Source organism: Microcella humidisoli (assembly GCF_024362325.1).
GTDB lineage: Bacteria > Actinomycetota > Actinomycetes > Actinomycetales > Microbacteriaceae > Microcella > Microcella humidisoli.
In genome coordinates, this window is the sequence record NZ_CP101497.1 from 1,657,078 (window position 1) to 1,669,347 (window position 12,270).

The following is a 12,270-nucleotide window of genomic DNA, read 5'->3' on the forward strand; positions in this document are numbered from 1 at the left end:
TCAGCTGATCGTCTGCACCGGCTCGGTGTCAGGCAGCGGGCTCGCGTCACGCCCGCGCAGGTCGGGGTGCCAGCTGCGGAACAGCACGGCCACGAGCATCCCGATCGCGGCGAACGCGAAGGCGGCGTAGAACCCGCCGATCGGCCCGATGCCGTCGATGAGGAAGCCCGCGATGGCGGAGCCGAGCGCCGCACCGATGAGCTGCCCGGTACCGAGCCAGCCGTAGGCCTCGGCCGTCTCACTGAACTTGACGCTCGCCGAGACGATCGCGAACATGACGGCGAGCACGGGCGCGATGCCGATGCCGGCGATCGTCAGCGCAAGGGCGAGCCACCAGAACTCGAGCGCGAACGGCGCGGCGGCCATGCCGACCACGACGATGCCGAAGCGGCGGGCGAGCGCCCAGGGCCCGATCGGCAGGTGCCCCATCGAGAGGCCGCCGACGAGCGAGGCGATCGCCCAGATGCCGAACAGGATGCCCGCCTCGGTGCCGCCCTCGCCGAACACCGCGACGACGCCGACCTCGATCGAGGCGGCCGAGCCGATGAGCAGGAACCCGCACACGGTGGCGAGCAGCACCGCCCGGTTCTTGAGCACCACCCCGATGCGCCGCCGGCTCAGCGGAATGCGCACCTTGCCGACCTCGGGGCTCGCGATGAACCAGATGCCGCCCCCGACGAGGAAGAGCCCGGCGACGGCGATGGCTGCAACGCTCGACACCTGGGTGGCGAGCAGCACGGTGATGACGGGGCCGGTCACCCAGATGATCTCTTGCGCCGAGGCGTCGAGCGAGAACAGCGGGGTGAGCTGCTTGCCGGTGACCATCTTCGGGTAGATGGTGCGCACGGCGGGCTGGATGGGCGGCGTCGAGATGCCGACGATGAAGCCCATGACCATGAACAGCCAGAGGGGCATGAGCGCGAAGGCGATCAGGCCGATGCCGGTGCTGCAGATGACGAGCGTCGTGATGAGCACGGGGCGCATGCCGAAGCGCCCCATCCAGCGGCTGGTGAGCGGACCGGCGATGGCCTGGCCGACGCTCGTCGCGGCGAGCACGAGCCCGGCGGCGCCATAGGAGTCGAAGATCTTCTCGATGTGGATGAGGAAGGCGAGCGAGATCATGCCCGAGGGAATACGCGCGGTCAGTTGTGCGCCGATGATGCGCGCGACGCCAGGCGTCTTCAGAAGATCGACGTATCCACTCACAAGGTCTCCAGCCTAGAGCGTCCGGTGGGCGCCTCCGGCGGCTGCGCGACGGGATGCGGAGCGCCCGATTCGCCCCGATTCACGGCGTTCTCGCGGCTGCTGTCGGCGTGTCGGTGCTTGCCCACAGGCTGGGGATAAGTCGCCCGACTTATGCACAGCTGTGGACGACACGCCCACTACATCTTGGGTGTGAACTTTGTCAGACCCCGCATATATAGTGATGGAACCGCGCGAGGGGAACAGCGCGATCAGCCCGGAATTCCGGGCTTTTTTGACCAGCAGTACACACCGCACACGGGAGCGCGAGCACCGTTATCGAGCAGGGCGCCGATCGAGGCGCAAGAGGGAGAGTGGCCACGTGAGCATCACCGTTGTCAAGCGCGATGGGGCCCGGGAGCCGTACGACGCCAACAAGATCAACCTGGCGATCGAGCGCGCTGCTGAGGGTCTGCCCGACTCGATCGCCTGGGTGACCCAGATCGCGAGCGAGCTCGAGCTCACGCTCTTCGACGGCATCTCGACGCAGCAGCTCGACGAGGCGGTCATTCAGGTCGCCCTGCAGAACGTGAAAGACGACCCGGCGTTCGACGTCGTGGCCGCCCGCCTCCTGCTCAAGACCATCTACAAGCGCGTGCTCGGCGACTACGAGAACTCGGCCGAACTGCGCGAGCTGCACCGCGCGCACTTCGCGGAGTACATCCACCGCGGCGTCGACGAGGCGCTGCTCGACCCGCGGTTCCCCGACCTCTTCGACCTCGACGCCCTCGCCGACGTGCTCGACCCCTCGAACGACGAGCTGCTCAAGTACATCGGCGTCGTCACCCTCAACAACCGGTACGGCATCAAGGCGCGCAACGGCGAGCCGCTCGAGACCCCGCAGTACTTCTGGATGCGGGTCGCCATGGGCCTCTCGCTCAACGAGGCCGACCCCACGACGCACGCGATCGCCTTCTACGCCAAGATGTCGAAGCTCGAGTACCTCGCGGCGGGTTCGACGCTCGTCAACGCCGGCACGAGCTACCCGCAGCTGTCGAACTGCTTCGTCATGGAGATGCAGGACGACATCGAGCACATCGCCAAGAGCGTGCGCGACGTCATGTGGCTCACGAAGGGCACGGGCGGCATCGGCCTCGCGGTCACCAAGCTGCGTGCCCAGGGCTCGCCCATCCGCTCGAACAACACGACCTCCACCGGGCCGATCCCCTTCATGCACACGATCGACTCGGTGCTGCGCGCGGTCAGCCGCGGCGGCAAGAAGTTCGGCGCCCTGTGCTTCTACATGGAGAACTGGCACATGGACTTCCCCGAGTTCCTCGACCTGCGCCAGAACTCGGGCGACCCCTACCGCCGCACCCGCACCGCCAACACCGCCGTGTGGATCAGCGACGAGTTCATGAAGCGCGTGCAGAACGACGAGGACTGGTACCTCTTCGACCCGCTCGAGGTCGCCGACCTCAACGAGCTGTACGGCAAGGAGTTCTCGAAGCGCTACGCCGAGTACATCGCCATGGCCGAGCGCGGCGAGCTCAACATGTTCAAGAAGATCGGTGCGCGCGAGCAGTTCAAGCAGATCCTCATCTCGCTGCAGAGCACGAGCCACCCGTGGCTGACGTGGAAGGACACGATCAACAACCGGGCCATCAACAACAACACCGGCACGATCCACCTCTCGAACCTCTGCACCGAGATTTGCCTGCCGCAGGACCGCGACAACATCTCGGTCTGCAACCTGGCCTCGATCAACCTCTCGCAGCACTTCGTCGTCGGGGCCGACGGCCGCGGCGCGCTCGACTGGGCGAAGATCGACGAGAGCGCGCGCCTCGCGGTGCGTCAGCTCGACAACCTCATCGACATCACCGTGTCGAGCGTCGACGAGGCCGACCACGCCAACCAGAACAACCGGGCCATCGGCCTGGGCGTCATGGGCTTCACCGACGTCGTCGAGCGCCTCGGCTTCTCGTACGACTCGGAGGAGGCCTTCGACCTCATCGACGAGATCATGGAGCACGTCTCGTACGCCGCGATCGACGAGTCGGCCGACCTGGCGCAGGAGCGCGGCTCGTACGCGAACTTCGCGGGCAGCCGCTGGTCGCAGGGCCTCGTGCCGCTCGACACGATCGACCTCACCGAGGCCGACCGCGGTGTCGAGGTGCAGGTCAACCGCACCACGCGTCTCGACTGGGACGCCCTGCGCACGAAGGTCAAGGGCGGCATGCGCAACGCGACCCTCATGGCCATCGCGCCCACGGCATCCATCGGTCTCGTCGCCGGCACCACGCCGGGCCTCGACCCGCAGTTCTCGCAGATCTTCAGCCGCTCGACGAGCTCGGGCAAGTTCCTCGAGGTCAACCGCAACCTCGTGAACGCGCTGCAGGCGCACGGGCTCTGGGAGCGCGTGCGGGAGGACATCCTGCGCAGCCAGGGCGACATCCAGGGCATCTCGGCGATCCCCGACGACATCAAGGCGGCGTACAAGACGAGCTTCCAGCTCTCGCCCTACGCCTTCCTCGAGGTCGCGGCGCGCGCCCAGAAGTGGATCGACCAGGCCATCAGCCGCAACATGTACCTCGAGACGCGCGACGTCGACGAGATGATCGACATCTACAGCGCCGCATGGAAGAAGGGCGTGAAGACGACCTACTACCTGCACATGAAGCCGCGCCACACCGCCGAGCAGTCGACGGTCAAGGTCAACAAGGCTGAGGCGATCAACGCGGATGCGAGCAGCGCCCCGAAGAAGGGCTTCGGCTCGGCCGTCGCCGCGGCTCCGGCCGAGACCGCGAGCGCGGCACCCGCGCGCAAGGGCTTCGGCTTCGGCGGCGCCGCGAAGGCGGGGGAGTGAGCGTCATGACCTCCACCCGCGCTGGAGCTATGGAGATCGCACCGCGATCTCGCGACGCCAGCGCCGAGACGGCTATGCCGGCTCGGTTCGAATCATTCGCCCAGTACGAGGTTCCGATCGACCCGATGGACGAGCTGCACTGCGAGAGCTGCCAGTAGGCCGCGCTCGCCATCCACCCCACACTCCTCATATCCCGCATCACGGAACAGAAAGCGCGAAATCATCATGGGAATCCTCGGAACCGGAATCCAGGAGGGCCTGCTGCTCAAGCCGGTCACCTACAAGTGGGCCATGGACCTCTACGACCAGGCGGTTGCCAACACCTGGTTCCCCAACGAGATCCAGCTCGGTGAAGACATCGCCGACTTCAAGAAGATGAGCGACGAAGAGCGTCACGCCATCACGTTCCTCATGTCGTACTTCAACCCGAACGAGCTGCTCGTCAACAAGGCGCTCGCGTTCGGCGTCTACCCCTACGTCAAGGCTCCCGAGGCGCACCTCTACCTCGCGAAGCAGATGTGGGAGGAAGCCAATCACTGCATGAGCTTCGAGTACGTGCTCGAGACCTTCCCGATCGACCGCGCCGCGGCCTACGACAGCCACATCGACGTGCCGTCGATGGCGCGCAAGGAGGAGTTCGAGGTCAAGTTCATCCGCCGCATGACGGAGGACACGCTCGACATCACGACGACCGAGGGCAAGCAGGACTTCATCCGCAACCTCGTCGCCTACAACGTGATCCTCGAGGGCATCTGGTTCTACTCGGGCTTCATGGTCGCCCTGTCGTTCCGCCAGCGCAACCTGCTGCGCAACTTCGGTTCGCTCGTCGACTGGATCGTGCGGGACGAGAGCCTGCACCTGAAGTTCGGCATCAACCTCATCCTCACGGTGCTGGAGGAGAACCCCGACCTGCAGACGCCGGAGTTCGCCGCCGAGATCCGTCAGATGATCCTCGACGCCGTCGAGATGGAGGAGCAGTACAACCACGACCTCCTCCCCAACGGCATCCTGGGCCTCAACGCCAACTACATCAACCAGTACGTCAAGTACCTGGCCGACCGTCGTCTCGAAGAGCTCGGCTTCGAGCCCGAGTACAACGTGTCGAACCCGGCGAAGTGGATGGCGACGGCGAACGACACCCTGCAGCTCGTCAACTTCTTCGAGTCGACGAACACCTCGTACGAGGTCAACGCCAAGACCTCGGCCTAGCCCCGGCGTTCGCGCCCTTTCCCACCCCCCAGTCCGCGGCCCGTGCCCCACGCAGATCTGCTCTTCCTCGGAGGAGTCGTCTATGCGGGGCCGGGCCGCGGCACTGTTCCGGGGGTTGCAGCGCCCGCTCCGTTGCAGGTCGCGGTCGTCGACGGCCGCATCGCGGCGGTGGATGCTGACCTCAGTGCCTGGCGCGTCCCGGCTACCGAGGTGGTCGATCTGGCGGGCGGGATGCTGCACGCGGGGTTCGTCGACGCGCACATCCACCCCATCCAGGGCGGCCTCGAGCGGCTCGGCTGCGACCTGAGCGACGGCTCCTCAGCCGACGACTACGCGCGGCTCATCTCGGAGTACGCGCAGCTCAATCCTCCGCGCGGCTGCGACGCCTCGCGCGCGTGGATCACGGGCGGCGGCTGGGCGATGAGCGCGTTCGCCGGCGGCACGCCGAGTGCCGCCGAGCTCGACGCGATCGAGCCCATCCGGCCGGTCTTCCTCTACAACCGCGACCACCACGGCGCCTGGGCCAACTCGGCCGCGCTCGCGCTCGCGGGCATCACCGCCGACACTCCCGACCCGGCCGACGGCCGCATCGAGCGGCTACCCGATGGCAGTCCGCAGGGCACGCTGCACGAGGGCGCCGCCGCGCTCGTCGCCGCGGTCGCCCCCGCCGCGACGCCCGATGACGAGTACGCCGCCCTGCTCGAGGCGCAGCGCTACGCGCACTCGTTCGGCATCACCGCGTGGCAGGACGCGATCGTCGGCGACTACTTCGGCGCGAGCGACACGGCTCTCGTCTACCGCCGCGCCCTGGCGGAGGGGCGACTGACGGTCGACGTCGTCGGCGCGCTGTGGTGGGATCGTGCCCGCGGCATCGAGCAGGTGCCCGAGCTCGTCGCGCGCCGCGAGGCGCATGCGACCGAGCTGGGCCCCGCCTCCCGTTTTCGACTCAGCGCCGTCAAGATCATGGCCGACGGTGTCGTCGAGAACGGCACGGCGGCGATGCTCGAGCCGTACCTGGTTCTCGACGGCGCGGCGCCGAGCGAGCATCCCACCGGCATCGCCTTCGTCGGCGGGCAGGCGCTCACCGACGCGATCATGGCGCTCGACGCCGCTGGCTTCAGCGCGCACGTGCACGTCATCGGCGACCGCGCAGTGCGCGACGCCCTCGACGCCTTCGAGGCGGCCGCGGCCGCGAACGCGTGGTCAGAGCGCCCGTCGACGGATGCCCGCCGCCACCACCTCGCCCACCTGCAGTTCGTGCACCCCGACGACGTGGCGCGCTTCGCCGCGCTCGGCGTGACCGCCAACATGCAGGCGCTCTGGGCCTGCAACGAGCCGCAGATGCGCGACCTCACCGTGCCGCTCGTCGGCCCCGAGCGCGCCGCGACGCAGTACCCCTTCGCGAGCATCCTGCACGCAGGCAGCAGTGCCGGTCACGACGGCGCGGCGACCGATGCTCGCCCGCGCCTGTGCGCCGGCAGCGACTGGCCCGTCTCGACGCCCGATCCGTGGCAGGCCATCCACGTGGCGGTGAATCGCACGTTGCCCGCCGACGACCCCGAGCACGATCCCGAGCCGCTGCTCGCGCACGAGGAGCTCACGCTGGCCGAGGCGCTCGACGCCTACACGGCCGGCTCGGCGTTCATCAACGGGAACGGGCCGGGCGACGCGCACGTTACGGGCGTCATCGAGGTCGGAGCGGTCGCGGACCTGGCCGCGACCGACCGCGACCCGTTCGCGAGGCCCGCGGCGAGCATCCACGCCACCCGGAACGTCGGCACCTGGGTGGCGGGCCGTCGCGTCTTCGGCTGACCCGCGGACACCGAGCGGCGTCCTCCACACCAAAGTGCTACCGTGTAGCACATGGACCGGATCGGGGTGCGCGAGCTGCGGCAGAACGCGAGCAAGTACCTTGACCGCGTGAAGCAAGGCGAGTCGATCGAGGTGACCGAGCGTGGGGTGCCGGTCGCGATCATCGGGCCCGTGCCGACAGTGAAAGATTCGCGAGTGCAAGAACTGATTGACGAAAGGCGCATGACGCCGGGGCGCGGGGGCTCTGCCGCGTGGCTCGCCGCGAATCCTCCCACCCCGATCAACCCGGAGCACGGCAGGCCGTCGATCGCTGATCTTCTCGATGAACAACGCGAAGAGCGGCTCTAGGTGCTGTATCTCGATACGTCTGCCGCGGTGAAGCTTCTGATCGAGGAAAAGGAGTCTTCGGCACTTCGGGCGTACCTGAGCCACCACGACTGGGCTTCGAGCGCACTCGTGCGAACCGAGCTGGTGCGGGCACTCCTTCGCGCCGATCCCTCCGTTGTGCCACGGGCGCTCGACCTGCTCGCGCAGGGCAACCTGCTGGTCATCGACACCCAGGTGCTCGACACGGCAGCGCGACTGTCGCCGCCATCACTGCGCAGCCTCGACGCGATTCACCTCGCGAGCGCGCTGGAGCTTCGCGACGAGTTGACCGCGTTCGTTGCGTACGACGAGCGACTGCTGGCCGCGGCATCCGCGCTGGGTATGCCGGTCGCGTCGCCGGCCGATTAGCCCGGGTCGCCGCGTGGTCTAATCGACACGTGGAGTCACCGGCCGACCGCATCACGCTGCAGTTCTTCGCCGAGCCGAAGGATTCGGCGGTGGGCGGCGCGACCGTTGCGGCGGGCAGCGTGCTCGAATGGATCGACAAGGCCGGCTACGCCTGCGCCGTCGGCTGGAGCGCCTCCTATTGCGTCACCGCCTACGTCGGCAACGTGCACTTCACGCGCTCGATCGCGCCGGGCGATCTCGTGCAGGCGCACGCGCGCATCGTGCACACCGGCCGCACGAGCATGCAGGTGCTCGTCGTCATCGAGTCGGCGAGCCCGCGCACGCGCGAGTTCTCGATCGCGACCCACTGCATCCTCGTCTTCGTCGCGGTGGATGCCGATGGCTCCGCGCGCCCCGTCGAACCCTGGCGGCCCCGCTCCGACGACGACCGCGTGCTGCAGGCGAGCGCCGAGCAGCGCATCCTCGTTCGGCGCGAGATCCGCGAGGCGATGCTCGCGCAGGCGTACACCGAGGAGGGCACGGCGCCGCGGACGACGTTCCGTTTCCTCGCCTCGCCCTCGGTTGCCAACTGGGGCGGCAAGGCGCACGGCGGCACCGTCATGCGCTGGATCGACGAGGCCGCCTTCGCCTGCGCCGCTGGCTGGTCGAGCGAGCACGCCGTCGCCGTCTATTCGGGCGGCATCCAGTTCTCGCAGCCGATCGGCATCGGCGACCTTGTCGAGGTGGATGCCCGGCTCATCCACACCGGACACCGCTCGATGCACATCGCGGTGCGCGTGCGTGCTGGCTCGCCGCGTCGCCCGCACGACCTCGCCCTCACCACCACGTGCATGACGGTCTTCGTCGACCGCGCAGCTGACGGCCGGGCCGCCCCCGTCGCCCCGCTGCCGCTCGTCAGCGATGAGGACCATCGGCTCGACGAGCACGCCCGCGATCTCATGGAGCTGCGCCGCAAGCCCATCCCGATCCCGCTTGAGCTGCTCGCCTGGGGTGCCGACTAACCGCTGAGCTGCGTGCGGATGCGCTGCACCGAGATCGGACCCTGCCACCACCATGGTTGACTGATCGTCATGAACCGCGATCTGTCAGAGGCATACGACCGGGAGCTTGAACGCCTGGCCTACTCTCGTGCAGACACGTCCGAGCGAGTAGCGCTGGCCGACGCCGCGGCCCAGGAGCTCGCGCGTCGTGCCGACGTTGCGGCTGCGGAACGGGCGAGCGCAGAACTCGCCGCCAGCATCGCGAATCTCGCCGAGCAGAACGAACGGGAATCTGCACCCGACGACGCGGACGATGGCAGAAGGCGGAGGATGCGTGCCGTCGGGGTGGCTGGCGTGATCTCGGCCCTGCTGGCCATCCCGATGATCGGGTGGGCGCTGGCACTACCCGATCCCGATCCCCTCGCGATCTTCGACGAACCGGAGAGCCAAGAGGATCGCGAGTGGGCATCGCGACTTCAGCAGGGTTACACGTCGAACATCACGCGAGGTCCGAGGGTCACTCCACTGGGGAACGATCGTTTCGGCATCGTGTATCGGGCTTCGACCGTGCCCGACGGGCGGAGTACCGAGTGGGACCTGTATTGCATCACTGTCGCCGATCTCCCCGAAGGGTCTGGGGGATGGAGTGCCGGGGGCAGCTGCGTACTGCCATCTGTGTTCGAAGAAGCAGGCGTGGTCGCGAGTCCGGGCGGCAGCACCTCCGGTTCTGGCCTGTTCGCGTGGGGACCCGTAGGTAGCCCCAGGCTTGAGAACGATCAGAGCCTGCACGGCAACGAGCAAACGCTGAGCGTGCTCGATGTCATTGCCTTCGGTGCCTACGGGGGCTCTGCTGTCGTCGAACCGTTTGACGACATCGACGAGCCTGATCGACTTCTCATGGGGCCCTCCGCGGTCTATGTGTCACGGGAGGCGGAGGGTAGTGGTGCAGACTTCTCGGCGTACCTCATCGACAGTGCTGAGCTCGACGGCGAGCCAGAGTACTGCCTGAGGGCGCGCCATCCTGAAGTGGCTTCTACGACGAGTTGCGGCGCTCTCTCGCGCGTCGAACGAAGCGGACTCACGGTGCAACTCCGCACTCCCGAGAGCGTCTGGACCGTGGGCGTCAACATTGACGGTTCGATCAGCTCCAGCGTCTTCCCGCTCGCGGCTGGGTAGCGAGTGTCGTCGATGCCCGTCCGCTAGGTGCTGAGCTGCTTGCGGATGCGCTGCACCGAGATCGGGCCCTGCGCGCCGAGCGGCCGCGCGAAGAGCGAGAGACGCAGCTCTTCGAGCATCCAGCGGGCCTCGCGGATGCGCGGCTCGGGCCGCGACGCTCGAGCCGCGACCGACTGCGACCCGTACGTGCCGTCTCCGCTCACGATCAGCTCGGCCTCGGCGGGGCCGTTTCGTTGCCCGCCGTACGATGCCACCATGGGCAGTGAATCGTTGATCGCCACCACGCCATCCCCGCGGGCGATGCTGCTGACCGTGCTCGCCTGGGTGACCGTGATCGCGGCCCCGCTGCTGCCGGGCATGCTCGGCTGCGCATCGGCGTCAGCGGCACGGCTTCCCGTGGAGACGATCCTGCTGCTTCTTCTGAGCCTCCTTCTGCGGCACCCCACGCTCCGACTCGTCGTGGCGTCAGCGTTTGCGATGATCACCGTCGTCGCCATCGCGATCGCTGTGCTCGATCGGTCGTTCCTTGCGACGATCGACCGCGGCTTCGCGCTTGCGGAGGACTGGCGTGCCGTCGCCAACGCCTACCGCGTCGTGGATGGCGTCGTGGGCCCGACCCTTGCGGCCCTCGCCGCAACTCTCGCCGTCGCCATCGCAATCGCCCTGATGGTGGTGCTCGTGTGGTGCGCCCAACGATGCGCGCGTACCCTCCACGACACAGGCAACCACGGACGCATTGCGGTCACCGCGGCGGCTGTCACCTGGAGCGCGCTCGCGATCGCCGGGGTGCAGTACCCCACCGGCACAGCTGTCGCCGCGGCCGATTCGCTGAGATCGCTGTCCACGACAGTGGAATATGCGACACAGAGCGCCCGCGAACGGGACGCGTTCGCCGCAGAGCTCCGGGTGGATCCGCTGGTTGCGCAGGCCTCGGGGCAACTGCTCGGATCACTGCGTGGCAAGGATGTCGTCATCGCCTTCGTCGAAAGCTTCGGCGAGGTCGCGGTGTCGGGCACAGGGCCGATGTCGAGCATCAGCCGCACCATCGACGAGTACGCGGCGCGGTTGAGCCGTGACGGGTACCGCGCCGAAAGCGCGTTCCTGAGCTCACCGACCTTCGGCGGTGTCAGCTGGCTCGCCCACAGCACCCTGCAAAGCGGCATGTGGGTTGACTCGCAGCAGAAGTACGACACGCTGCTCGAGAGCGACCGCCTGACGATCAGTCGGCTCTTTCACGACGCGGGCTGGCGCACCGTCGTCGTCAGTCCGGCCGTCACGGAGCCCTGGCCCGAGGGCGCCGCCTTCTACGGCTTCGACCGGCTGCTCGACAAGAGTGCCCTGGCATACGAGGGGCCGGCCTTCGGCTTCGCGAGCGTGCCCGACCAGTTCACGTGGCACCGCTTCGCCGAGGAGGAGCTGTCGCGGCCCGCCCCGATCATGGCCCAGCTGAGTCTCATCTCGTCGCACTCGCCCTGGACACCGAACCCGCAGTTGGTCCCGTGGGCACACATCGGCAAGCCCGGCCCCTTCTCCGCTCAACCGCGCGACTCTGCAGACGTCTGGCCGGATGCCCAGCGCGTGCGTGCCGCGTACGCCGAGTCGATCCGATACTCGCTTCGCTCGACGCTCTCGTTTCTCGAGACGTACGACCCGTCGAATCTCGTTCTGGTGCTCGTCGGCGACCACCAGCCCTCGCGCATCGTGAGCGGCGAGACAGCCGACACCGACGTGCCCATCACGATCGTGTCGAAGGATTCTGCCGTGTTTGAGCACATCGAGGAATGGGGGTGGGACGCCGGATTCCGTCCGTCGTCCGACGCGCCAGTGTGGCGCATGGACGCTTTCCGCGACCGGTTCGTCGCCGCGTTCAGCGATCCGGAGTGAGCCGGGTACGCCGCTCCTGGAAGGCGATCACGGTGGCGACCGCCAGCACGACGACCCCGATCGACTCGATGATGGCCGTCTCTCGGATGAGCGGGTAGTCCCAGTCGGGCTGCACGCCAAGGAGGCCGACGGTGATCGAGACGATGATCGCCCCGAGGCTCGCCGCCATGAACGCCAGCCCGAGCGCGGTGACGGCGAGCAGGAGTCGCCGCGAGACCACGAGAATCCCGACCCCGAGCACCAGGCCAGCGACGAAGTTGAGGGCGAACGCGACGCCCAGCAGCCCGCCGGCGCCGTCGATGACCAGGAACAGGTGGATGCCGCCCGCCGCCAGCAGCATCACGGCGCTGACGATTCGCGAGATCGTCAGGGCGCGGTCGTGAGTCGTCGACATGGTCTCTGATCCTACGCGCCGCCCAGCCGCCC

At 67.9% G+C, this 12,270-nt stretch carries 11 protein-coding genes; 8 read left to right on the top strand and 3 right to left on the bottom strand.

Annotated features, from left to right (window positions below; all coding sequences use genetic code 11):
• Nucleotides 1-1,206, bottom strand: a complete 1,206-nt coding sequence (locus NNL39_RS08055; RefSeq protein WP_255158694.1) for an MFS transporter — start codon at nt 1,204-1,206, stop codon at nt 1-3.
• Between the two features lie 358 nt (nt 1,207-1,564).
• On the opposite strand from NNL39_RS08055, the gene NNL39_RS08060 reads away from it, so the two are divergent.
• From NNL39_RS08060 to NNL39_RS08090, 7 genes are all read left to right on the top strand, one after another.
• Entirely contained in the window at nt 1,565-4,048 is a 2,484-nt protein-coding gene (locus NNL39_RS08060; protein WP_255158696.1) for a ribonucleoside-diphosphate reductase subunit alpha, read from the top strand.
• Between the two features lie 225 nt (nt 4,049-4,273).
• Nucleotides 4,274-5,257 (top strand): ribonucleotide-diphosphate reductase subunit beta, encoded by a 984-nt coding sequence (locus NNL39_RS08065; protein ID WP_255158698.1) that lies wholly within the window; start codon nt 4,274-4,276, stop codon nt 5,255-5,257.
• 42 nt (nt 5,258-5,299) lie between these two features.
• A complete protein-coding gene (locus NNL39_RS08070) occupies nt 5,300-7,069 on the top strand; it encodes an amidohydrolase (RefSeq protein WP_255158700.1) in 1,770 nt (589 codons plus the stop codon).
• Nucleotides 7,070-7,120: 51 nt separating this feature from the next.
• Nucleotides 7,121-7,417: a type II toxin-antitoxin system Phd/YefM family antitoxin gene (locus NNL39_RS08075; protein WP_255158701.1), complete on the top strand. Its 297-nt coding sequence runs from the start codon at nt 7,121-7,123 to the stop codon at nt 7,415-7,417.
• On the top strand, nt 7,418-7,804 hold the full coding sequence (locus NNL39_RS08080; RefSeq protein ID WP_255158702.1) for a type II toxin-antitoxin system VapC family toxin: 387 nt from the start codon (nt 7,418-7,420) through the stop codon (nt 7,802-7,804).
• A 29-nt stretch (nt 7,805-7,833) separates the two neighbouring features.
• Nucleotides 7,834-8,805: an acyl-CoA thioesterase gene (locus NNL39_RS08085; protein WP_255158703.1), complete on the top strand. Its 972-nt coding sequence runs from the start codon at nt 7,834-7,836 to the stop codon at nt 8,803-8,805.
• 69 nt (nt 8,806-8,874) lie between these two features.
• A complete protein-coding gene (locus NNL39_RS08090) occupies nt 8,875-9,960 on the top strand; it encodes a hypothetical protein (RefSeq protein ID WP_255158704.1) in 1,086 nt (361 codons plus the stop codon).
• Nucleotides 9,961-9,983: 23 nt separating this feature from the next.
• On the opposite strand, the gene NNL39_RS08095 is transcribed toward NNL39_RS08090, so the two are convergent.
• Nucleotides 9,984-10,217: a DUF3418 domain-containing protein gene (locus NNL39_RS08095; protein ID WP_255158705.1), complete on the bottom strand. Its 234-nt coding sequence runs from the start codon at nt 10,215-10,217 to the stop codon at nt 9,984-9,986.
• Between NNL39_RS08095 and NNL39_RS08100 the strand changes: the two genes are divergently transcribed.
• Nucleotides 10,216-11,844, top strand: coding sequence for a sulfatase-like hydrolase/transferase (locus NNL39_RS08100; RefSeq protein WP_255158707.1), 1,629 nt, complete (start codon nt 10,216-10,218; stop codon nt 11,842-11,844). The genes NNL39_RS08095 and NNL39_RS08100 overlap by 2 nt on opposite strands.
• Here the strand turns inward: NNL39_RS08100 and NNL39_RS08105 are convergent.
• Nucleotides 11,828-12,238, bottom strand: coding sequence for a hypothetical protein (locus tag NNL39_RS08105; protein WP_255158709.1), 411 nt, complete (start codon nt 12,236-12,238; stop codon nt 11,828-11,830). The two genes, NNL39_RS08100 and NNL39_RS08105, sit on opposite strands and share 17 nt — an antisense overlap.
• Nucleotides 12,239-12,270 lie beyond the last annotated feature (32 nt).

What these genes read in the sequence shown, in the direction of transcription:
- NNL39_RS08065 (WP_255158698.1), top strand. Translation starts at nt 4,274, where the DNA reads ATGGGAATCCTCGGAACCGGAATCCAGGAGGGCCTGCTGCTCAAGCCG.
- NNL39_RS08075 (WP_255158701.1), top strand. Translation starts at nt 7,121, where the DNA reads ATGGACCGGATCGGGGTGCGCGAGCTGCGGCAGAACGCGAGCAAGTAC.
- NNL39_RS08090 (WP_255158704.1), top strand. Translation starts at nt 8,875, where the DNA reads ATGAACCGCGATCTGTCAGAGGCATACGACCGGGAGCTTGAACGCCTG.
- NNL39_RS08100 (WP_255158707.1), top strand. Translation starts at nt 10,216, where the DNA reads ATGGGCAGTGAATCGTTGATCGCCACCACGCCATCCCCGCGGGCGATG.
- NNL39_RS08095 (WP_255158705.1), bottom strand. Translation starts at nt 10,217, where the DNA reads ATGGTGGCATCGTACGGCGGGCAACGAAACGGCCCCGCCGAGGCCGAG.
- NNL39_RS08105 (WP_255158709.1), bottom strand. Translation starts at nt 12,238, where the DNA reads ATGTCGACGACTCACGACCGCGCCCTGACGATCTCGCGAATCGTCAGC.